Origin of the sequence: Apilactobacillus sp. EABW-1NA (genome assembly GCF_030398685.1) — a bacterium.
Classification (GTDB): domain Bacteria; phylum Bacillota; class Bacilli; order Lactobacillales; family Lactobacillaceae; genus Apilactobacillus; species Apilactobacillus waqarii.
The window spans coordinates 46499-68748 of sequence record NZ_JAPDKO010000002.1; the positions used below are offsets into that span (position 1 = coordinate 46499).

Below are 22250 nucleotides of genomic sequence, written 5' to 3' on the forward strand. Positions count from 1 at the left end.
AGGGGGTTATAAATTATGGGGGAATCAAGATTCTGTCAAAATTGTGGTGCCAAGGTTGATGCTGACGAACAATTTTGTCACAACTGTGGTGCACAATTAGACAACGAATTAACTGATCAAACAAATCAATCTAGTCAATCAAATGTTGATAATACAGTTAACGATTACCAACAACCTCAAAGCAATAACAATAATGCTCTCCAACAACCACAAATTAATAACGGTAATAACGTTTCTCAAGAACCATCAAACAATGGAAACGTTAGGGCAACCAGAAATGGTTTTAAGAAGAGTAAAAAACATCAAACTAGAAACCTAATTATCGGAATCGTGGTTGCAGTTGTTGTTGTATTCGGTTTTATCGGATACCTTTTCGGAAACCACTACTACTCAAAGAGTGCGGTATTAGATCGTGCAATGACTTCATTAACTAGTGACAAGAATACCGATTCATACTTTGAATCAACCGATAGTCGCGTTACTTTAAATGACAGTACAATGGCACCATTATCTAAGCACATGAACAAGAACAATGACGAATTACAATCATTAAAAGGCCAACTAAGTGATTCAGGTACTTCAAAAGATGGTAACTTTGAATATGTTCAAGACGGCCGTAAATGGTTATTATTCCCTAACTACCAAGTTAAGGTAAAACCAGTTGTTCCAACAATTACAACTAGTGAAAAGTCCGCAGATGTTACTTTAAACAATAATAAGATTGGTCAAACATCTGACTCAGATTCAGAATTTAGTTTAGGTCGCATCCTACCAGGTGACTATGACATTACTGTTTCAAAGACTTTATCAGGTAAAAAAGTTACTAACGCACAAACTACTTATCTTGATAACAATGACAACATCTACATGCCATTAAAGACTATTAAGTTCACTGTTAAAGCTGGTCCAAATGCTGATATTTACATCAACGATAAGAAAGTTGGTACAAGTAATGGCGATGGAGACTACAAGGTCTCAGATATGCCATTCTCATCTGCAATTTACATCTATGGTGTAATGCATTCAGATGGTAAGTCAGTTACCTCAGATAAGTATCATTTGAGTGAAAGTGACGATGGACAAGAAGTAAGTCTAAACTACCCAGGGGCAGTTGATAAAGACGATGCATCAAATCTAATCAGTGATTTCTCAAATGATCTTAGTTCTGCTGTTAATGACAACAATGATTTTGATCCAAGTGATTACTTCGTTGATGGTTCAAATAACAGTGATGCACAAGGTTTCATTACTTGGGCAAAACAACAAGCTGATCAAGTTAACGATAACAAATATGATAGCGTAAGCATTGATTCATCAGTGGATTCTGTTGTTCCTGCAGGGGACCACTCAGTTGTTTCTGGTACTTTGAAATATACATTCGACGTTCCAGACGATGACGGTGACGACCACGATCATATTCAAATCTTCAAGTTTACTTCTAACATGAAGAAGGTAGATGGTTCACTTAAGCTACAAACACTTAAGGCACCAGATAAACTTAAAGATTACGATAAAAACGATGACGATGATGACTAAATCATAAAAAATAAGGCTTCTACTTAAATGTAGAGGTCTTTTTTTATTGGTAAAATTAGTTAAATTAATTTACTTTGGTTAAAAGTATAAAGTTACTTTAACTTATAAGGATAAAAGAAAAAAGCAAGCAAAAACCGCTTGCTTAAACTAATAGGAAAGTCCTCGTTGGGAAACATAAGATAGGAGATCTGCATTCAATATTAATTTTTTATTTTGTAGCTCAGATAAGTTCTTAGCACCAAGCATTGTCATTGTTGATTTCATTCCATAAATAAAGTCATTAATGAATTCAATGGTTTCTTCTTCACCGTTCTTGATTAGTGAATATAGGATAGGTGCTGCAATTCCAACGGAGGTAGCACCAAGTGCGATTGCCTTAACAGCATCAAGTGGTGTTCTGATACCGCCAGAAGCAATAATATTAACTTTATCTTTAAATGGTTGAGCTTCTAGAAGCGATTCAACAGTTGTTTGTCCCCAATCTTCTAGGTAATCCATTTCTTGTTTCTTTCGACGGTAGTTTTCAATCTTGCTGAAATTAGTACCACCTTTACCACTGATATTAATATTTTTAACACCAGCATTAACTAGTTGTTGAATGGTTTGTTTAGACATACCGAAACCGACTTCTTTTACGATAACGGGGCAGTCTAGTTCTTCTTGGATTGATTTAATATTTTCAATCCAGTTAAATTCACGATCACCTTCAGGCATAATCATTTCTTGCGGAGTATTAATATGAATTTCAATCGCATTAGAATTCATCATTTTTACCGCTGCTTTAGCTCTTGAAGCATCAGCTGAAGCGCCTAAATTGGAGAATACAATTCCATTTGGATTGGTTTCTCTCACGATTTCAAAAGAAGAAGCAACAGAATCGTCTTTTAAAGCGACACTTTGAGAACCAGTGGCCATAGCAATCCCAGTACTCTTTGCGATTCTAGCTAGCTTTTGATTTAACTTCTTTGTATATTCGCTTCCACCGGTCATGGCTTCGATATAGATTGGAAAGTCCATTTTGATATTTTCAATTGTTGTTGATGTATCGATATCATCCAAACTGATTTCTGGAATCCCTTGATGGACAAATCTTAGTTGCTCAAAACCAGCGTGACTGGTTTTGTTGTAGAACTTAATAGCTAATGAAACGTGTTCATCTTTTCGATGAGATTGGATACTGACCATTGATTATGCCTCCTGTTCTGAGTAGATATTTAGGTGAAGTGGAATAATGCCATTTTCTGTCCATTTTGATTCGATGTCTTTAATAGGGGATTGTTTTTCAACAATGGCAATTCCACAATCTCCACCTCCGGCACCAGATGATTTTCCCGAACCGTTATATTCTTCAGCGATTTCACATAGTTGTTTTAGTTTGCTTGTTTCGATGTCGATGCCAGTGAAACTGGCCAATTCGACGATGATATTTCTGTTCTCTTTAATTTGATTTTTAATAACAGCGATATCTTTATTTTTAAAACCATTGATCATCTTATTGATACAGCGCTTACTCTTAACTAAGAATTGCTTGTATCTATCAACGTTTGATGATGATTCAACGCTCTTAAGTAAATTGGAAGTTGAAGCAGGAGTTCCTGTCCAGCCAATAAGTAATTCGAGGTCAGAAGGTGGGGTAAGTGGTTCAATCATTAGATGAGGCCAACTTTGTTCCATCACGTCTTTTAGATTGATTTGATTTGCTAACCAATCTTTATCAAATGAACTATAAGCAATCCAACCACCAAAGCTACTAGCAGCAACGTCGCCCAATGAACCGTTACCTTGAATGCTTAAATGAGCAATGGCAGCTAGCTTGAATATTTGTAGTTTGCTTAAGTTTAAACCATATAGTTCGTTTAAAGCTTTGATTGTTGCGACTGTGACAGCGGCTGAGGAACCTAATCCATATTTTTTACCGTCTTCACTGTTTAAATTACTATCAATATCAATGTTATATAATTTATGTTTTATGTTTAATTCTTCGACATATTTCTCGAATGTTTTCATTGCTGAAATTACGTAGTTGAAAGAACTATTATCGTTTAGAGGTTTAATTTGATTATTATCGAAAACCCATTCAATTTTTTCATTTTCATACTGTTTTGAATGAATAACACCAACATTATTTTCGGATTCACTAATATTAGCTGTAATATATTGATCAATTGCAACAATGATAGCTGGATAGCCGTTTTCAACCACAGCATATTCACCGGCAATATATAGTTTTCCGGGTGCTTTTACAGAAATCATTTTAAATTAGTCCTTTCAATTTATAGATACTTTATTCCTTCACCTGGTCCAGATACTTTGATTTGGTCATTAGAAAATTTATCTGACAACTTATCAGTAATTGCACTGATTTTGTCACTTTGACAAATGATTTTGACATTTGGACCTGCATCCATTGTGTAATAGCATTCAATGCCATTTCCTCTTAGTTCCTTAACCATGTTAATTACTTCAAGACTATCGGCATTTATGTATAAGTATGAAGGATCAGAACTTAATGTTAGTGAGTGCATTCTCATCGCATTTAATTCTGCTGTTTTACCTAAAGTGGTAAAGTCATTTTCCTTTATTGCAGCTTCAATTGTTTGAAAATCATCTGTCGTTTGTTGAATCCAGCTTTGATAGTAGGGTGAAGTTTCAATAGAAATCTTCATTCCTTTTCTACTACTAATTTTCTTAGGTTGATTATCAAGAATGATTGCAATCATATTAACGTCCATTTTTACCGGGTCTTCAATGCTGTAACCATATGAGGATTCATCATCAGTTCCTTTATTCCAAGCAGCGAAACCACCGAATATTGAACGTGTTGCGGAACCAGAACCACGTCTTGCCAAACGAGATAGGTCTTTTTGACTTAGATTAAGTCCGTAAGCCTTACTACCAGCTGCAGCTAAAGCAGCATATGCAGAAGCAGAAGATGCCAGTCCGGCTGAAGTAGGGACATGATTGGTTGATTCAATGCGCGCAAATGTATGGATGTTTGCTTTTTGACGAATGATATCCATAAATTTGGTGATTTTTTTATCATCAACAACCTTATCGTTTAAGGTAACCTCATCGGAACTAAGAGACTCATCAAATTGAACACTTGTGTCAGTATAAAATTCATCAAGTGTTAGCGATAGGCTACTATTAGCAGGGATAATTAACTCTTCATTTTCTTTTCCCCAATATTTAACCAAGGCAATATTTGTGTGTGCTCTCGCGGTAATTTTTTCACCTAACATTTTGTATAATTTCCTCCGAGTTTTAGTTAAAAGGTTGAATCCAGGTATCTAAGGCACCGGCTTTTAGTAGCGCATTTTCAATGCTTTGGGCTTCATGAATGTTTCTTGCTAAAGCAATGATACATCCTCCAAGTCCGCTACCTGTTAGCTTGGTACCTAATGAACCATTTCGATTAGCGATTTCAACTAGTTCATCAATCTTATCGTTACTTACTTTTAATTTTTTTAATTCTTTTTGATTTTCAGTCATTAATTTACCAAGTTCAATTGGATTATCGTTTTCGATATCGAACTTAGCACGAGTGACCAGTTCACCAATATGTTTAATTGATTTCATGGTGTCTTCTTTATTGTTATTTAGTTGTTGTTTAACGTAGTTAATTGCGATGTCGGTTCTTCCTTTGATACCAGAATCGGCAATTACTAGTACAGCATTTAAGTTGAAGTTAATTTCGTTTAACGTTTCATTTCGGATAAACCATACTGGATTATCTGATCCAGCGGTTGCTGTATCCAAACCTGAAGGGTTACCGTGTGTGATTGTTTCTTCAACATTACTTAAATCAAGCAATAAATCTTTATCAAAACTAACATTAAAGTAGTGAAATAATGCTTTGACGATGGCAACTGATGTTGCAGCTGAAGAGCCCATTCCACGTTCAGATGGAATTGAACTATCAATAATCATCTCAAAAGAGGCATCCTCTTTGTGCAGTTTAGCAAGGGTGCTATCAATTAAGTTTTTAATTCCTAATAGGTCATTTGGGACATTATTTAAGTTACCAATGAAGTACTTACTATTGATGTAAATACCATTTTGTTTTTCCATTATTCTAACGTTTAAGTCAATTTTTGGAACGGGTAGTGCAATGGCCGGTTGACCATATACAACACTGTGCTCGCCCATAAGTATTATTTTGGCATGACTATGTCCAATTGCTTGATTTGTCAATGTTATCGCTCACTTTCTCTTAATGTTAATATTATCATAAAATCATCATAATAAAAATAACTTAAATATTTATATTTGTGTCCTGAAATAATAGATAAACACCTAATAAATGTAGTATTATTAAATTAAGTATTTTTTGAAAGATTGGTGAACGAAATCATGAGTAATACCATTTTTTCAGTGGTGGACATTGAGACTACTGGTAGTAGTCAGTCCAACTATACTAATCGAATCATCCAATTTAGTTGTACTTTTGTACAAAACAACAAGATTATTGGATCATTTAATTCATTTATTAATCCTGAAATTAGTATTCCAACTGAAATTACAAAATTAACTGGAATATCAAACCAAACAGTCGTTAATGCACCAACATTTGCCGAAGTAGCAGATAAGATTTATCAGTTACTGGATAAGACAATTTTTGTTGCGCATAACGTCAATTTTGATTTCCCATTTTTAAATTTTGAATTTAAAAGGGTGAATCATAAAGAACTAACTAACAAAGCAATTGATACTGTTACATTAAGTCAATTGCTATTACCAACTGAACCAAGTTACAAACTTACAGATTTAAGTAAAAGCCTAAATATTGTTCATGATCATCCACATTCATCAAGCAGTGACGCATTAGCAACTGCTAAAATCTTAATTATCCTGTTACATCAATTGGATAATTTACCAAAGAAGACCGTTAAACAGATTTTAGATATTAATCCATCCCTTCCGATGGATACTTTAATCATGTTTACACGTGCTTATCATTTAAAACACAAAGATGATAACCCTAAGATTATGAATATTAAGAATCTAAAGGTTAGAAAAATTAAATATCATACTGATAGTGACTTTGTTGAATTGAAGTACCCCAATAATAAACGTAAGAAGTCAAAGATGTTTAAGGGAGTTACTCAGTTTAATAATACTGAAAATAAACTGATGAATTCAATTTATGGTAATTATCATTCAGCATCGAACAGCAATAATTTATTGATTGAGGAAAATAGGGAGTTTAACTATGATTTTAGTTATTTATTCCCACTTAGTTATTTACTTAAGAAGAATCAAAAAATTGTTATCGCTGGCGATGAAGATTTTAACTCTGAATCAGCATTGGTCAACCAAGTGAAGAATATCAATAAAATCACTTCTGACCGTCTTAGATGTTTAATTGTTCGACCAGTAACTGATTATATCGATTTGGATAAGTTTTCAGATAGTCTAAACGTCGTTAGTAACTCTAAGAATACTGAGTTTCTAAAGTGTAAGATTTTGGTCTGGTTAACATTCACAAAAACCGGTGATATTAACGAATTAAAACTGGATAAGGATAATAACCAAAACTACTTCTTAAACGTCGTTAGTGATGAACAAAATAGAGGATACTACATTAAGAAGTTAGCTCATGATTACCAAAGCGCTAACGTTATCTTGGTATCTCATGACTATTTATTACAAAATGTCCAAAAGTTACATCAAAACGACCCATACTTAGTGATTAAAGATTCTAGGAGGCTAAGTGATAATGCACTTGATAACTACCGAATCCAATTCAAGCTAAGTGAAAACAAGATAATTTGTAATCATATTACTAACTTGATGTATCAAACTCATAACAGAAACGTGTTTGATATCTTTACTAATGCTAAAAAGTTAGCTGGCATGGCTAAGAAGATTGAAAACCTATTAGCTAAGAACACTGATCAGTTCGAAATAATTAAGGATGACTTCCTTAATGCTTTTTATTCCAAGAGCAAGCTTAATAGAACTGTTGATGGATACATTGTTAAACCAGATGTTGATAGATTTAAGACATTTGTCTTGAACAAGAAATCATTATTTAACTCAATCTCTAGAAACCAACAAACCATTTTGGACATTGTTGATGACATGAAGAGATCAATTAATCATTTTAATGGTCACGACAAAGCCATCTTATATGCGTTCTTCGATAAGTTAGAAGAATATTGTTCATTTATCGAGAATAACTTAGTCCGTTTGTTTAAACTAAACAAATTAGATAAACAACTAGTATTCGCTTTTAACGTTAATGAAGATAAGGATGTTGAAAATGGATTATTGTATGGTGGATTAGTCAGAAATGAAAACATTTTGCCAAATGAACTATACCGATACTTTAAGGGGATTATTTTCTTAGATAGTGCCATCTATTCGTCAAAACGTTCTCAATACTTCTACGACAAATTGGAATTAAAACGTCAAAATACACGAATGATTAAGTTCGAAGATGAAAATGATTTAAACGGACAGGTTAATTTGATCATGGATGAAGCCTTACAAATCCCGATGCCACTTGAAAAAGTGATGAAGTATAATAAGGGCAATTCATTTATTCTTACACGTTCAAAACAACGAGTAAAAGAAATTGCTAAGTCCTTGTATGAATCTGACGTAAACGAACACAACGTAATTTTAAGTCAGGATTTCAGCGGAAACGATGATAAGATTGTTAAGAAGATTATTGTTGATTCACAGAACATAATTGTTGGAAATAATAATTTGTTAAAATCATTACGCAACAAGAATAAACCAATCAATACACTAATCATTGATTCAATGGCTATCGATTCTTTTGATGATATCTACTTACAAGCTCAATATGATTTAATTAACAGTGAGCATGGTAATCCAAATGACGGATTGTCCATCCCTTTAAGCATCCTAAATATTAAAGATGCGATTAAAGATGTGATAGAATTATCTGGTTCAAAGGGATTAATTTATCTGAGGGATAAAGAGGTCATCGAGGGGCCATATGGTAGTAACCTAATTGACTTAATTCCAAGTCATATCAAGCCACAGTTACTTGATAAAAGAAAGATTATCGAAAAACTAAAAAAGGTGTAAGGGAGTCAGAAGATGAATGTTTCATTTTTAAAGAAGATTAACTATTTCAGAATCTTTAAATGGATAATCGGAATCATTATCGTTTTAATTTTAATAATCATGGGTCTGTTCCTATGGGCTAGACAACCACTTTCATCTGCTAAGCACCAAGCTACTACATTGGCAGAAAAGAAAGTGGGTATTAAATCAGTTGATCATTTCTACATGTCTGATTTAAATAGAACTTATTACACTATTGAAGGTCCTAATAAAGACAACCAAAAACAATACGTAATAATTGAAAAGAAGACAGGTAGCATTAACGTTGTCAACGTCAAAGACGGAATTTCAGCAAATGAAGCTAAAAGTGTCGCTAACCAAAAGAAAAGAATTGCGAAGTTGATTAGTGTTGCTCCAACAATCTTTAACGAAAAACCTGCCTGGGCAGTCAGTTACTTTAATTCTAAAAATGAATTAAACTATGCTGTCATTGACTTCAAGTCAGGTAAAGTACTTAGATTTATTGCTAACGTATAGATAAAGGGGTATGTTTTAATGGATAAATTTGCAAAGACGATACTTCAATCAGGTCAAACTACCATTTCTAATTATCTATTAAAGAATTATCCTAAATTAGGAATGACTAGTGACCAACTGGTGATTTATCTTCAAATTAAAAGAAATATCGATATAGGTAATTATTTCCCTGATATCAACGAAATCACAAACGCAACTGGTTTTTCAAATGCAAAGGCTTACCAAGTTTTGCATGAACTGGTAGAGAAAAAATTAATGAGAATTAAGACGCTATCAAATGCAAAGGGACAAGCCTTTGATGTATATGATTTCTCTTTAATGTACGAAAAATTATCAGAATTAAATCAAGAAACTTCGGAAGATGAAAATACAAATGAAGTTTCTGAAGGCAACATGGCTTCCAATGAGATTACAGAGTCTGATCGTAAAAAGGTATTTAATTCCATCGAATCAGAATTTGGTCGACCATTATCACCAATCGAAATTGAAACAATCAACCAATGGATTAATGATGATGAATACGATCCACAAATGATTAAGTTGGCACTTAGAGAATCTGTTTTAAATCAAGTATACAGTTTGAAATATATGGATAGAATTTTAGTCAACTGGGAAAAAGCCAATATCAAGACGCCAGCTGATGTTGAACGTAATCGTCGAAACCATGAACAAAAGTTTAACAAGAGCGCTAAATTTAGCGATAAGGGAACACAAAATAAACCAGATATTCCTTTATTTAAAATTGATAAATAAGAATGCAAATAAAAAAGCACCTAGAATTTTTCTAGGTGCTTTTTTCATAGCTATAAATTAATGGTTGTTGTTATTGCCATTGTTGTTATTTTGTTGATTTTTGTTATTGGCATTATTTGTGTCGTTACCATTATTGTTGTTCTGGTTTTGGTTATTTTGTTGATTTTTGTTTGAATCGTTATTGTTGTTACCGTTTGAACCAGAACTCTTCTTAGCTTCGTTTTTATCTTTTTGGGAATCCTTGTCGTCATCATCATCTGATGATTTGTTTGACTTAGTATCCTTGGTTTGTTTCTTGGTACTATCTAGTACTGATGAAAGCGATCCACCAGCATAACCGGTTGTCTTATCACCTTGAATAGATGAGTAACCGTCTTTGTAGTACTCAGTTTGCCCACCAGACTTAACAGCAGTTACATTGCTTGGTTTTACCCAATCGCTATTAGTTTGGTTTTGAGAAATGTATTGCATTTCGTACTTGTAAATTCTTTGAGCGATATCAGTTTGAGCGGCCGTTAGATAATTACCCGTTTGATAAGGGTGATCATATCCGGTCCAAACAGATAGGGCGTAGTTTTGAGTGTAACCAGTGAACCATGAATCCATTGCTGCATATGCAGGTAGGTAACCGTTGTAAGTGTTGTCAGGGTATTGAGTAGTACCAGTCTTACCAGCTTGGTATAAACCAGGAATGTAAGCGGCAGTACCAGAACCGTTTGATTGGTTCATAACACCCTTTAGCATTGATGTCATCATAAATGCAGTAGCAGGACTCATTACTTGAGAACCTTCAGAACTGAAGTCATGTGATTCGTTATCAGGAGTAACGACCTTACTAATTAAGTATGGTTTGTGATATACACCATTGTTAGCGAATGCTGAGTATGCGGCAGCTTCTTGTTCAGTTGAGATGTATAAACCAATACCATTTTGTAATGATAGTGGATCACTGAATGACATACCTAATGAACTTAAGAAGTCAGTTGCCTTACTTACACCAACATTTTCAAGAGTTCTGATGGCCGGAATATTTCTAGATTCAACCAATGCCTTGTGCATTGAAATTGTACCTTCATATCTACCATCAAAATCTTTTAGAGTTGTGCTTGTTCCAGCATAAGTGTAAGGAGTATCGTGAACTAATTGATAAGTAGGGTAGTTTAGATATTCAATTGCTGGACCGTAATCCATTAATGGCTTGGCAGTAGAACCACTTGATCTATCAGTTTGTACGGCTCTATTTAAACCTAATTGAATATCAGTTTTTCTATTACCAATCATAGCGTTAACAGCACCAGTCTTTGGATTTACTAATGTTGCACCAACTTGCATGGTGTTGTTAGGGAATCCAACGGATGCATCGTTGTTAGCTAAATCATAAAGTTTCTTTTGAGCAGATAAATCTAAGTTAGTGTAAACCTTTAAACCAGATTGAGTGTTGTAACCCTTGGCTTTAAGTTCTTGAATAACTTGTTTTAGATATGAATCAATGTATTTTTCTTTAACAGATTCGAATGAACTGCTCTTAGGATTCTTAACCAAACCAGACTTGATACTTGTCTTTTTAGCATCTGCTGCTTGCTTTTGGGTAATAGCACCATATGATGCCATTGCGTTCAATACTTCGTTTCTTCTTTCCTTTGCATATTGAGGATATACATAAGGATTGTAGTAACTTGGTGATTGAGGCATACCAGCTAATAAAGCAGTTTGTGCTATAGATAGTTTGCTTAATGATTTACCGAAGTAGTATTCAGAAGCAGTTTCCATACCGTATACATTGTTACCCATGTATACCTTATTAATGTAGAATTCTAGAATTTGTTGCTTTGAATATGTGCGTTCGATCTTAAGTGCTAACCATGCTTCTTGAGCCTTTCTCTTGAAAGTTCTATCAGAAGCAGCAGTAGAGAACACTGACAACTTAACTAATTGTTGAGTTAGTGTAGAACCACCTTGAAGATTTAAAGAACCAGAAGTTATGTTTGATAATGAAGCTCCCATAATTCTGATTGGGTCAACACCATGATGCTTGTAGAAACGACGATCTTCGATTGAGACAATCGCATTCTTTAGTTGGCTAGGAATCTTGTCGGACTTGATATAGTCTCGATCTTGAACCCCCAATCGTGAAATAACATGGCCAGAATTGTCATAAATCTTGGTTGAGTTATCACTTGATAGTGATTGATAACTAATTTCAGGTGCGCTAGAAGCATAAATCATGAAGACGATACTTCCTAGTACGATTAGCAATGAAATAAAGCCTAATCCACCTACAATGACCTTTTTAATCCATGTAGCGTGTTTAGACGATTTATGTTGCTTTTGGTTTCTTTGGACACGGCTGCCCAAGTTAGGATTGTTTTGAGACATTACTATTCTCCTTTACGGTCTATATTAATTCATCCACGGCATCCAAATAAGGTATCGTGGGATTTAATGAATAATTAATTTTATAACCAAGTTCCTCAATTATATCCTTTTTTATGGATTTTTTTCCACCATTATTTTGTTTATCCCAGAAATAAAAGAGGTCGGAAGCCTTGAATAAATAAACTTCATCTAACACCACAAATTTGATAATTGCGAAACAAATTCCGCCATTATCAACGCATTTTCTCATATGTTCTACCTGATGTTCATGGAAGTTAGATAGTGGAAACGATGTTTTATTTTTGGTTTCCTTGGCATCGAAGTCTATGTATCTTCCTTTATATACACCATTATAATCGGTGGTAGATGCTTTACGAAAATATGCTTCCTTAATCGTAGCAGCGCTTCTTTTAGGATAATCAACTTTAACGATTTGAATAGGGGTTGGTTTTTTGTGTATTACGGCAATATCTTTACTTAAATAATACTCATTGCTTCGATTCAATTCTTCTTCAAGAGTCATTCCACGACCGCCATATAATGTTGGTTTTACGTATCTACTCTTGGGTGATGAATTCTTTTTATCCAAGCCGGTATTATAAGCCTTACCATTTGGATAACGGATAGCCATGTGTACCACCTTTCAAAAAATAATAAATTATTACTGTAAGTTTATTAATGATATTATACCATTAGTATTGAAAAGTTAATAATAAGGTAGGGGGTGTTACTATCTCAAGACTTTGGGTAACCGGATATCGAAGTTATGAACTAGGCGTGTTTAGTGATAAGGATCCAAAAGAACTAGTTATTAAAAATGTAATCGAAAATAATTTGAAACAGTCAATTGAAGATGGGGTCGATTGGATAATAACCGGTGGTCAAATGGGTGTCGAACAATGGACAGTTGAAGTAGCAGATCTGTTAAAAGAGGAATATCCAGATGAATTTCAAATTTCTATGATGCTACCATTCAAGGAGTTTGGTAACCAATGGAACGAACAAAATCAAATGAAATTATCACAAAGTATTAATAAAGTAGACTTCTCTGCTAGTGTTTCTAATGATCCATATAAATCACCAATGCAGTTAAGAGCATATCAGGATTTTATGCTCAACCACACGGATAGAGCGCTACTAATCTATGATGTTGACAATCCTGGCAAAACACAATATGATTATGAGCAGATTAAAAGATTTTCAGAAATACATGACTATGATTATCATTTAATTGATTTTGACGAACTACAAGAAGCCGCGAATGAGTACCAAAATAATTTAAATAATTTTGAGGAATAAATTGAAAATGTTTAAATTTCTGGTACAATAATACTTGTTCGTGATTATTTATGATATGAGGTGTGAATAATGAACAATATACAATTTACCCCTAAGGACATCTTAGAAAAAACATTTTCTCAAAAGATGAGAGGGTACGATCCAAATGAAGTAGACACTTTCTTGGACGGTATTATCAAGGACTACCAAGCATTCGATAACCGAATCAATAGTCTAGAAAACGAAAACAATCAACTAAGAATGGAAGTACAAAGATTAAAGCAATCTGCTGGTACTGTTACACCAGAACCAAGCGTTTCTCCATCTGGTTATTTCAATGATTCAAATTCAGCACCATCAAATCATGATAGTTTAGGTAGAACACGTATTGAAAATGAACTTTTAAAACGTGTATCTAACCTAGAACAACGTGTATTTGGTTCTACTGAAGGACCAAGTAGCATCGACAGATATTAATCGTTAATAACTGGTGTATGTTCTGAGTAATCGCGGTCAACTTATGTTGGCTGAGGAAAGTCCACTCTCGCACAAGCTGCGATGCTTGTAGTGTTCGTGCTCGGTGAAAAAATAAGCCGGGGGACTACAATTTGTAGTAATGGCGAAGAAACGAGCTAAGGTTTTGCTATGCTTTAGTACTTCTGAAAGTGCCACAGTGACGATACAGGATCGGAAACGATACTGGTGGAACGCGGTAAACCCCGCGAGCGGGAAACCCAAACTTTGGTAGGGGAGCTTCACACACGGAAATTGAACCAAGTGTGGGGGAGAAATTTATTTCTCAGATAGATGATTACTACTTTATATTTAAAGGCCTGACTTAAATATAAAGCACAAAACATGGCTTACAGGAATGTACACCATTCAGGAAAAGGGTGGAAGTTTTCTTCCTCCCTTTTTTTATTGAAAATAAATAATTCATAAAAAGGATGAATTAAATGAAAACTTTTAAATTAATGGCCACTTGTGCCGCCGGAATTGAAGCTTTAGTTGGTAGAGAACTTCGTGATTTAGGTTATGAAGTTCAAGTCGAAAACGGAAGAGTTAGATTTGAAGGAACAATTGAAGATATTATCAATACCAATCTTTGGTTAAGAACCGCCGATCGTGTTGAAATTATTGTTGGTGAATTTGAAGCCAAGACTTTTGAAAATTTATTCCAAAACGTTAAAGCACTTCCATGGGACGAATTGTTACCAATGGATGCTCAATTTCCAATGAATGGACGTTCACACAACTCTGCATTACACAGTGTTCCAGACGTTCAAGCAATCGCTAAAAAGGCGGTAGTAAATAAGTTAAATGAAACATATCATCGTCGTACAAGACTTCCAGAAACCGGTCAACTTTACAAGCTTGAAACTAGAATTAATAAAGACCATGTAATGGTTACCCTAGATACAACTGGTGAAAGTTTATTCAAACGTGGTTACCGTGTTGCCAAAGGTCCTGCTCCTATCAAGGAAAATATGGCTGCAGCATTAATCATGTTAACTAGTTGGTACCCAGATATGCCTTTCTTAGATCCAATGTGTGGTTCTGGAACTATTCCAATTGAAGCAGCAATGATTGCAAGAAACATTGCACCTGGTTTTAACCGTGAATTCTCATGTGAAAAATGGGATTGGGTAGATGAAGACGTCGTTGAAGATGTTCGAAACAAAGCTGATGAAAAAGCTGACTACGACAAAGAACTTGATATCATGGCATCTGATGTAGATGGAAATATGATTGATATTGCCAAAGTAAATGCTCAAGAAGTTGGATTACTTCACGATATTCAATTTAAGCAATTGTCTGTTCTTGACTTCAAGACTGACAAGATTAATGGTGTGGTTGTTTCAAACCCACCATATGGTGAACGTTTAAGTGATAAACAAGAAGTTCGTAAGCTATACAAGGGCTTAGGACGCGTATTTAAACCAATGACTAGTTGGTCTAAGTACTTCCTTACATCAGATTTGGAATTTGATAAGTTCTACGGACAAGCTCCAACTAAGACTCGTAAACTATACAATGGTTACTTAAGAACCGATTATTTCCAATTCTGGGGTAAAAAGATTAGAAAATAAAGGGTGTATATATTGACCAAGAAAATAGCAATTATTGGTGGCGGAATTGTCGGATCAACGGCTGCTTATTTCTTAAGCCAACTAGATTCTGGTAACGATTTCGAAGTGACCATGTTTGATGATGGTAACGGTCAAGCCACAAAGGCAGCTGCAGGTATCATCTCACCATGGTTATCAAAAAGAAGAAATAAAAAATGGTATAATCTAGCCCGTGACGGGGCAACATTGTTAAGACAAATATCTAAGGAATCCAAAATGCCTGAAAGCATTTATAACCAATGCGGTACCATCATTACGCGTGAAGATTCTGAAAAGCTAAAAGAACTTTATCAATTAGCTGAAGAACGTCGTGATGAGACTGATACAATTGGTGAAATTAAGGAATTAACTGCAGATGAGGTAATGAGATTTGTTCCGATTATCGATAATTCCTATCCTGGTGTATTCGTTTCAGGTGGTGCTAGATTGAATGGTGATAAATACGCCAGTCATTTGACTAAGATTGCTAAGAAAAAGAATTTAACAATAATTAAGCAAGCTGTATCAATTAATGAAGATGGTAATGTTGAATTAGATGGACAAGTCCTAGAATTCGATAATATCATCTTAGCAACTGGTGCTTGGACAAAGGATATTTTAAAAGAACTTCCTTTAGATGTTGATGTTAGACCACAAAAGGGACAATTAATTGAATTATCTACCACTCAAATTTTTGGTGCTAACGTTGATATGCCAGTTGTAATGCCTGAAGGGGAATCAGATTTCATCCCATTAGGTAATGGACGTTTAATTGTGGGAGCTAGTCATGAAAATGATAAGGGGTTCGATTTATCTGCCGATGCGGATATTATTGATGAACTATTAAATAGTGCTCATAGTATGTCTAATCAAATTAATGCCGAAAACTTAATTAGAGTAAAGATTGGTACCAGAGCATATACCTCAGATTTCGCGCCATTCTTTGGATGCATCCCTGGATATGAAAAAATCCTAGTCGGCAGTGGACTAGGATCATCTGGTTTAACAACTGGACCTTTAGTGGGTAAGATTTTAGCAGAAATGATTGCTGATAAAATCGATTACGATATCGATGAATATCGCAAACCAATTGAAAATTATATTAAATTAGTAAAATAAGTGAAGGGCCTGTGTCGCAAGATTATGGGCACCTTCATTTTTTGTATCTGGAATCCAATTATTGATTACCATGCTGTACTTAGCTTGTTCTTCTAAGATTTGATCAACATATTCTTGATAGTGTTTAGCATATTGCTTTTCTAAACTTTCATGAACAATTTTACTGTCAGTATAATAAACAATGATTGAGTCCTTATTAGTTAATGGTGAAATCGCCTTAAAGCCGAGGAGACAGGCTTCAAACTCTGCTTCATGATTATCTTTTGAAGTTAATTTAAGTTTTTCTTGGTATTGTTCACTATCATGAACAATTAAAATTCCACAAGAACTGTTCCCAGAATTGTTCATTGTGGCCGCATCAGTGTATAATTTAAACATAATCTAATTCTCCAAAGGAAGGTTTTACTTAATGATAACCCAAAAACGAACATTTTTATACCAGCCAGAACCTTTGTATACAGTAATTACCTGGGCTTGGACATTTGCTCTTCTATTTATTGGAATTATTTTTTGGCTTGAAGTAACAGTGATTCAATGGATTACAATCTTTTTCTTTTTAGTATTCTTCTTATTTGCGATTTTTCAAATTATTTTTAGAAGAATTACCATTGAAGATGATAAAATAACAGTAAGTAAGCTAATGAATCCAAAATGGTTGGAAGCAAATATTAGCGATATTGATGACGTTAGATTCACTAAGCATACCGCAGACATTGAAGTTAATAAAAAGCACTACAGATTGTTATTGCCTGTCAATTCAATAATTGAGCTAAGCAACTTACTTAAAAAATAATTACATAATTCTAGGAGATGTTCTTATCATGAAAACAGATATTGAAATTTCACAATCAGCTGAATTAAAAAATATTAGCGAAATTGCATCAAGTTTAAATATAAGTGACGATCAAATGGATCCTTATGGTAAATATAAAGCGAAAATCAACTTACCATTTGCCGGTTCAAAAAACGGTAAACTGATTTTAGTAACATCAATTAATCCAACCGCTGCTGGTGAAGGTAAAACCACTTTGACCATTGGTTTAGGTGACGCATTCCACAGAATTAATGAGTCTGTAGCAATTGCACTAAGAGAACCCTCACTTGGACCTGTTATGGGAATTAAGGGTGGTGCTACTGGTGGTGGATATGCTCAAGTAGCTCCAATGGAAGATATTAACCTATTCTTTACAGGTGATTTTCCTGCTATTACCGAAGCACATGACACATTATCAGCATTAATTGATAATCACATTCATCATGGTAACAAGCTAAACATTGATCCTAGAACAATTACTTGGAAGAGAGTCGTTGACATTAACGACCGAGAATTAAGAAACGTAATCGTTGGATTGGGTGGACGCACATCTGGTGTCCCTCGTGAAGACGGCTTTGACATTACTGTCGCAAGTGAAATCATGGCAGTTCTATGTTTAAGTGAAGATTTAGACGACTTAAAAGAAAAATTAGGTAAAATCCTAATTGGATACAACTACGACAGACAACCAGTTACTGTTAGTGATTTGGGTGTTACTGGTGCATTGGCACTACTATTAAAAGATGCAATCAAACCGAATTTAGTTCAAACACTAGAACATACTCCAGCATTTATTCATGGTGGACCTTTTGCTAATATTGCTCACGGATGTAACAGTATTTTAGCTACTAAAGCAGCCATTCAACATGCTGATTACGCAATTACTGAAGCTGGTTTCGGTGCTGATTTAGGTGGAGAAAAGTTCCTAGACATTACATCTGAAAAGTTGGGCAAACGTCCAGACGCAATTGTTATCGTTGCAACTGTTAGAGCGTTAAAACTAAATGGTGGTGTTAACAAGAACGACCTAGATCAAGAAAACGTAGATGCATTGCTAAAGGGTGCTAAGAACTTAGGTAGACACATTGCTAACATGAAGCAATACAACAAACCAGTCGTAGTAGCTGTAAATGAATTTACTAGCGATACTGAAAAAGAAATTAATGCACTAAACGATTACATCAAAGAACAAGGTGTAAAACCATTCAACACAACTGTATGGGAAAACGGTGGTGCAGGTGCTATTGAATTAGCTGAAGAATTAGTTGATGTATGTGACAACAATCAAGAATTCAAACCTCTATACAACAACGATGATGACTTCATGGACAAGTTAAACGCCATCGTTACTAAAATTTATGGTGGAAATGGTGTTGTTTTAAGTAATAAAGCTAAGACACAACTAAAGAAACTAGTTAAAAATGGTTGGGATAAATTACCAATCTGTGTAGCTAAGACTCAATACTCATTCACTGATAATGCTAAAGAGTTAGGAGCACCAGTTGACTTCTCAATTAATGTTTCTGACATTCAACCTAAACTAGGTGCCGGTTTCATCGTTGTATTAACCGGTAAGATTCTAACAATGCCTGGTTTACCATCACATCCTGCCGCATTAGACATGGATATTGATAATGATGGTAAGATTACCGGACTATTCTAAAGGAGTTTTTCAATGCCAATTGTATATATTTTAATTAGCCTATGTGCTCTTGTTGGAATTGATCAAGCAATTAAAATTTGGATTTCTGCAAACATTTCAGAAACATCCAGTACAACAATCATCCCTGGTGTATTATCAATTACCAATCTGCATAATAGCGGTGCTGCTTGGAGTATCTTGGAAGGTCAACAATGGTTATTTTCCATTATTACCTTAGTAGCAGTCGTAGCGATTGTTTATTTTATGATAAAATTAAAGGGTAGAAAGCTTTATTTAACAAGTACAACAATTTTATTATCTGGAATTTTAGGTAACTTCATTAACCGTTTCTTACAAGGATATGTAGTTGATATGTTCCAAGTTGATTTTATTAATTTCCCAGTGTTTAACTTTGCAGATATCTGCATTACATTCGGAATTATCTTGTTATTTTTTGCAATTTTAAGAGATGGTGATTTAGATTAAAGATACAGTAACTTATACAGTCACAAAGGGGAGTGTTCGACTAGATAAATCATTAACTGATAACGTTGATGATTTAAGTCGTTCAAGAGCCAAGAGTTTGATTGAAGACGGATTAGTCTTGGTAGATGGACAAAAGAAAAAGGCAAAATACGATGTTAAAGACGGTGAAGTAATTCAGGTAACCATTCCTGAACCAGAAACAATGAACGTGGAACCTGAAAACATCGACATCGATATTGTATATGAGGATGACGATGTAATTGTCGTTAACAAGCCGCAAGGAATGGTTGTTCATCCTTCTCCAGGGCATCCTGATCATACATTAGTGAATGCATTGCTTTATCATTCACCACTTTCAACAATTAATGGAACCTACAGACCAGGAATCGTTCACAGAATTGATAAAGATACATCTGGTCTATTAATGGTTGCTAAGAACAATTATGCTCATGAATCTTTATCCAAACAATTAAAGGATAAATCAAACATTCGTGAGTATATTGCGTTAGTACATGGAAATATCAAAGAAAATAGCGGTGTAATTAACGCCCCAATTGGTAGATCTAAAAAAGACCGTAAAAAACAGGCAATCGTAGATGATGGAAAGAATGCCGTTACTCATTTTAAGGTTCTAGAACGCTTTGGTGGAGAATACACACTTGTTTCATGTGTTTTAGAAACAGGTCGTACTCATCAAATTAGAGTTCATATGAAGTATATTGGGCATCCACTTGCTGGAGATCCATTATATGGACCAAAGAATACCTTAAAGGGTAATGGACAATTCTTACATGCTAAGAAATTAGGATTCGTTCATCCAAAAACAAATGAACAAATGATTTTTGAAACACCATTGCCAGAAATTTTCGAACAAACAATTACTAAATTAAGAAATAAGTACAATCAAAAATAGGAGGATTTGTAATGAGTAAAGTCGTTGTTGATAAAATGGCCATGCAAAGAGCGTTAACTCGTATTACTTACGAAATTATCGAAAAAAATAAAGGGGTAAACAACCTAGTATTAGTTGGTATTAAGACTCGTGGTATTTACCTTGCAAAACGCATTGCTAACCGTTTACAAAAACTTGAAAACAAAGAAGTTCCTGTAGTTGGAATCGACGTTACAAAGTATCGTGATGATATTCAACACACTGACAATGAACCAGCAGTTCTTTCTGATGAAGCTGTATCATTAAAGGACAAAAACATTATTTTAGTTGATGATGTTTTATTTACTGGTAGAACTATTAACGCTGCTTTATCAGCAATTGCTGAATTAGGTCGTCCAAAGAACATCAGATTAGCTGTATTAGTTGATCGTGGACACCGTGAATTACCAATTAGAGCTGACTTTGTTGGTAAGAATATTCCAACTTCAAAACAAGAAATCATCAATGTTCAAGTTGATGAAATCGATGATCAAGATTCTGTTGAAATTGATGAAAAGTAACTCTTAAATAAAATATTTAAGGAGATTGTTGTTATGACCACTAGATATTTAATATTAGAAGATGGAACTTCATATAAAGGTAAGGCCTTCGGAGCTGAAGCAACCACAACTGGAGAAATTATTGTAAATTCTAATATGTTAGGCTATCAAGAAGTTATAACAAATCAAATTTACCATAATCAAATCATTGTGTTTACACAGCCATCTATTGGTAATACTGGAATTAATCACAAGAGCTTTGAAGCGATTGTAACTAATTCTAAAGGGGTAGTTGTCAAGGAATACTCCAATATTTCTACCAATAGATTAGGAAACTTAAACTTAGATTTATTTTTAAAGCAACATAACATTCCTGGTATTGCGGGAATTGATACTAGAGAATTAACACGTCGCTTAAATCGAAAACAAACAATGAAGGCAAGTATCGTTGATATGGATGATGAACATGCTTTTGATCAACTTCATGCAACGGTGCTTACTAACCAACAAGTAAATCAAGTATCTACCAAAGCGCCATTTCCAAATACTGGTGATGGATATAATATTGTATTGATTGATTTCGGTCTTAAATACGGTATTTTACGTAAGTTGGCTGACCTTGATTGCAACGTTATTGTGATGCCATTTGAAACAACTAGTCAGGAAATTTTTGATTTAGACCCTGATGGCGTTGTGCTATCAACCGGACCTGGTTCTCCAAGAGATTTACCAGACTCTGTTTTACAGATGATTAGAGAGGTTCAAAAAGAAATCCCAATGTTTGCGATGGGATTAGGTCACGAATTGTTTGCATTAGCTAACGATGCCAACGTCTATAAATTAGATGGTGAGCATCATGGTAGTAATCATCCGATTAGACAAGTTATTACCAATCAAATCATCTATGCATCGCAAAGTGAAGGATACGCTGTTGACCCTAAATCAATCATTCATGATCAGTTATTGATTACATATGTTGATTTAGTTAATGGAACTGTTCAAGGTATCAGACATCGTGATTATCCTGCTTTTTCCGTTCAATTCTCACCAGATGGTGGACCTGGTCCACAAGACAGTGCAGACTTGTTCGAAGAATTTCTAGAAAACGTTAGCTCACAAAGGAGATAAC

21 protein-coding genes and 1 other RNA gene are annotated in these 22250 nt (G+C 34.6%); 15 read left to right on the forward strand and 7 right to left on the reverse strand.

The window, feature by feature from the left end:
• Positions 1-15: 15 nt before the first annotated feature.
• A complete protein-coding gene (locus OEZ61_RS00650) occupies positions 16-1536 on the forward strand; it encodes a zinc ribbon domain-containing protein (protein WP_290046607.1) in 1521 nt (506 codons plus the stop codon).
• A 147-nt stretch (positions 1537-1683) separates the two neighbouring features.
• Here the strand turns inward: OEZ61_RS00650 and fni are convergent, their stop codons facing one another.
• Genes fni through mvk form a run of 4 tightly spaced genes read right to left on the reverse strand, consistent with a single transcriptional unit; the run spans position 1684 to position 5730 of the window.
• Positions 1684-2721, reverse strand: a complete 1038-nt coding sequence (gene fni / locus OEZ61_RS00655) for a type 2 isopentenyl-diphosphate Delta-isomerase (RefSeq protein ID WP_290046610.1) — start codon at positions 2719-2721, stop codon at positions 1684-1686.
• Positions 2722-2724: 3 nt separating this feature from the next.
• Positions 2725-3789, reverse strand: a complete 1065-nt coding sequence (locus OEZ61_RS00660; RefSeq protein ID WP_217303902.1) for a phosphomevalonate kinase — start codon at positions 3787-3789, stop codon at positions 2725-2727.
• A 20-nt stretch (positions 3790-3809) separates the two neighbouring features.
• Entirely contained in the window at positions 3810-4778 is a 969-nt protein-coding gene (gene mvaD / locus OEZ61_RS00665) for a diphosphomevalonate decarboxylase (RefSeq protein WP_041152268.1), read from the reverse strand.
• Positions 4779-4800: 22 nt separating this feature from the next.
• Complete coding sequence (mvk, locus tag OEZ61_RS00670; RefSeq protein WP_041152267.1) at positions 4801-5730, reverse strand: mevalonate kinase; 930 nt, start codon at positions 5728-5730, stop codon at positions 4801-4803.
• 159 nt (positions 5731-5889) lie between these two features.
• Here mvk and OEZ61_RS00675 point away from each other — a divergent pair, with 159 nt between their 5' ends.
• Genes OEZ61_RS00675 through OEZ61_RS00685 form a run of 3 tightly spaced genes read left to right on the forward strand, consistent with a single transcriptional unit; the run spans position 5890 to position 9867 of the window.
• On the forward strand, positions 5890-8598 hold the full coding sequence (locus tag OEZ61_RS00675; protein ID WP_290046614.1) for an exonuclease domain-containing protein: 2709 nt from the start codon (positions 5890-5892) through the stop codon (positions 8596-8598).
• A 12-nt stretch (positions 8599-8610) separates the two neighbouring features.
• On the forward strand, positions 8611-9114 hold the full coding sequence (locus OEZ61_RS00680; protein WP_290046616.1) for a DUF5590 domain-containing protein: 504 nt from the start codon (positions 8611-8613) through the stop codon (positions 9112-9114).
• 18 nt (positions 9115-9132) lie between these two features.
• The gene (locus tag OEZ61_RS00685) at positions 9133-9867 is read left to right on the forward strand and encodes a DnaD domain protein (protein WP_041152264.1); all 735 of its coding nucleotides are present in this window, start codon (positions 9133-9135) and stop codon (positions 9865-9867) included.
• 57 nt (positions 9868-9924) lie between these two features.
• On the opposite strand, the gene OEZ61_RS00690 is transcribed toward OEZ61_RS00685, so the two are convergent.
• Both OEZ61_RS00690 and recU read right to left on the reverse strand, forming a co-directional pair.
• A complete protein-coding gene (locus OEZ61_RS00690; RefSeq protein WP_290046618.1) occupies positions 9925-12243 on the reverse strand; it encodes a PBP1A family penicillin-binding protein in 2319 nt (772 codons plus the stop codon).
• Positions 12244-12262: 19 nt separating this feature from the next.
• Positions 12263-12874 (reverse strand): Holliday junction resolvase RecU, encoded by a 612-nt coding sequence (recU, locus tag OEZ61_RS00695; protein WP_217303905.1) that lies wholly within the window; start codon positions 12872-12874, stop codon positions 12263-12265.
• Positions 12875-12975: 101 nt separating this feature from the next.
• On the opposite strand from recU, the gene OEZ61_RS00700 reads away from it, so the two are divergent.
• The 5 genes from OEZ61_RS00700 to OEZ61_RS00720 all read left to right on the forward strand — a co-directional run bounded on the left by OEZ61_RS00700 (position 12976) and on the right by OEZ61_RS00720 (position 16748).
• Positions 12976-13542: a DUF1273 domain-containing protein gene (locus OEZ61_RS00700; RefSeq protein ID WP_041152261.1), complete on the forward strand. Its 567-nt coding sequence runs from the start codon at positions 12976-12978 to the stop codon at positions 13540-13542.
• Positions 13543-13611: 69 nt separating this feature from the next.
• Positions 13612-13998, forward strand: a complete 387-nt coding sequence (gene gpsB / locus OEZ61_RS00705) for a cell division regulator GpsB (RefSeq protein WP_290046620.1) — start codon at positions 13612-13614, stop codon at positions 13996-13998.
• Between the two features lie 18 nt (positions 13999-14016).
• An RNA gene (rnpB, locus tag OEZ61_RS00710) (RNase P RNA component class B) lies at positions 14017-14392 on the forward strand.
• 85 nt (positions 14393-14477) lie between these two features.
• A complete protein-coding gene (locus OEZ61_RS00715; RefSeq protein WP_290046622.1) occupies positions 14478-15611 on the forward strand; it encodes a class I SAM-dependent RNA methyltransferase in 1134 nt (377 codons plus the stop codon).
• A 12-nt stretch (positions 15612-15623) separates the two neighbouring features.
• Positions 15624-16748 carry an FAD-dependent oxidoreductase gene (locus tag OEZ61_RS00720; RefSeq protein WP_290046624.1) on the forward strand — a complete coding sequence of 375 codons (1125 nt, stop codon included), beginning with the start codon at positions 15624-15626 and terminating at the stop codon, positions 16746-16748.
• On the opposite strand, the gene OEZ61_RS00725 is transcribed toward OEZ61_RS00720, so the two are convergent.
• Positions 16737-17126 (reverse strand): ribonuclease HI family protein, encoded by a 390-nt coding sequence (locus tag OEZ61_RS00725; protein ID WP_034533593.1) that lies wholly within the window; start codon positions 17124-17126, stop codon positions 16737-16739. The two genes, OEZ61_RS00720 and OEZ61_RS00725, sit on opposite strands and share 12 nt — an antisense overlap.
• 31 nt (positions 17127-17157) lie before the next feature.
• On the opposite strand from OEZ61_RS00725, the gene OEZ61_RS00730 reads away from it, so the two are divergent.
• Genes OEZ61_RS00730 through OEZ61_RS00755 form a run of 6 tightly spaced genes read left to right on the forward strand, consistent with a single transcriptional unit; the run spans position 17158 to position 22249 of the window.
• A complete protein-coding gene (locus tag OEZ61_RS00730; RefSeq protein WP_041152257.1) occupies positions 17158-17541 on the forward strand; it encodes an EbsA family protein in 384 nt (127 codons plus the stop codon).
• A 28-nt stretch (positions 17542-17569) separates the two neighbouring features.
• Positions 17570-19225: a formate--tetrahydrofolate ligase gene (locus OEZ61_RS00735; protein ID WP_290046626.1), complete on the forward strand. Its 1656-nt coding sequence runs from the start codon at positions 17570-17572 to the stop codon at positions 19223-19225.
• An 18-nt stretch (positions 19226-19243) separates the two neighbouring features.
• A complete protein-coding gene (gene lspA, locus OEZ61_RS00740) occupies positions 19244-19690 on the forward strand; it encodes a signal peptidase II (protein ID WP_140999766.1) in 447 nt (148 codons plus the stop codon).
• Positions 19686-20603 (forward strand): RluA family pseudouridine synthase, encoded by a 918-nt coding sequence (locus OEZ61_RS00745; protein WP_041152255.1) that lies wholly within the window; start codon positions 19686-19688, stop codon positions 20601-20603. The genes lspA and OEZ61_RS00745 overlap by 5 nt, the downstream gene beginning before the upstream one ends.
• 11 nt (positions 20604-20614) lie before the next feature.
• Positions 20615-21142 (forward strand): bifunctional pyr operon transcriptional regulator/uracil phosphoribosyltransferase PyrR, encoded by a 528-nt coding sequence (gene pyrR / locus OEZ61_RS00750; RefSeq protein ID WP_034531143.1) that lies wholly within the window; start codon positions 20615-20617, stop codon positions 21140-21142.
• Positions 21143-21175: 33 nt separating this feature from the next.
• A complete protein-coding gene (locus OEZ61_RS00755) occupies positions 21176-22249 on the forward strand; it encodes a carbamoyl phosphate synthase small subunit (protein ID WP_041152254.1) in 1074 nt (357 codons plus the stop codon).
• Position 22250: the final 1 nt, after the last annotated feature.

Excerpts from the sequence above, each read along its gene's own strand:
- OEZ61_RS00690 (WP_290046618.1), bottom strand. The coding sequence starts at position 12,243 with ATGTCTCAAAACAATCCTAACTTGGGCAGCCGTGTCCAAAGAAACCAA.
- OEZ61_RS00680 (WP_290046616.1), top strand. The coding sequence starts at position 8,611 with ATGAATGTTTCATTTTTAAAGAAGATTAACTATTTCAGAATCTTTAAA.
- recU (WP_217303905.1), bottom strand. The coding sequence starts at position 12,874 with ATGGCTATCCGTTATCCAAATGGTAAGGCTTATAATACCGGCTTGGAT.
- OEZ61_RS00650 (WP_290046607.1), top strand. The coding sequence starts at position 16 with ATGGGGGAATCAAGATTCTGTCAAAATTGTGGTGCCAAGGTTGATGCT.
- pyrR (WP_034531143.1), top strand. The coding sequence starts at position 20,615 with ATGAGTAAAGTCGTTGTTGATAAAATGGCCATGCAAAGAGCGTTAACT.
- mvaD (WP_041152268.1), bottom strand. The coding sequence starts at position 4,778 with ATGTTAGGTGAAAAAATTACCGCGAGAGCACACACAAATATTGCCTTG.
- OEZ61_RS00685 (WP_041152264.1), top strand. The coding sequence starts at position 9,133 with ATGGATAAATTTGCAAAGACGATACTTCAATCAGGTCAAACTACCATT.
- OEZ61_RS00660 (WP_217303902.1), bottom strand. The coding sequence starts at position 3,789 with ATGATTTCTGTAAAAGCACCCGGAAAACTATATATTGCCGGTGAATAT.
- gpsB (WP_290046620.1), top strand. The coding sequence starts at position 13,612 with ATGAACAATATACAATTTACCCCTAAGGACATCTTAGAAAAAACATTT.
- fni (WP_290046610.1), bottom strand. The coding sequence starts at position 2,721 with ATGGTCAGTATCCAATCTCATCGAAAAGATGAACACGTTTCATTAGCT.
- OEZ61_RS00730 (WP_041152257.1), top strand. The coding sequence starts at position 17,158 with ATGATAACCCAAAAACGAACATTTTTATACCAGCCAGAACCTTTGTAT.
- OEZ61_RS00755 (WP_041152254.1), top strand. The coding sequence starts at position 21,176 with ATGACCACTAGATATTTAATATTAGAAGATGGAACTTCATATAAAGGT.
- OEZ61_RS00735 (WP_290046626.1), top strand. The coding sequence starts at position 17,570 with ATGAAAACAGATATTGAAATTTCACAATCAGCTGAATTAAAAAATATT.
- OEZ61_RS00675 (WP_290046614.1), top strand. The coding sequence starts at position 5,890 with ATGAGTAATACCATTTTTTCAGTGGTGGACATTGAGACTACTGGTAGT.
- OEZ61_RS00725 (WP_034533593.1), bottom strand. The coding sequence starts at position 17,126 with ATGTTTAAATTATACACTGATGCGGCCACAATGAACAATTCTGGGAAC.
- OEZ61_RS00715 (WP_290046622.1), top strand. The coding sequence starts at position 14,478 with ATGAAAACTTTTAAATTAATGGCCACTTGTGCCGCCGGAATTGAAGCT.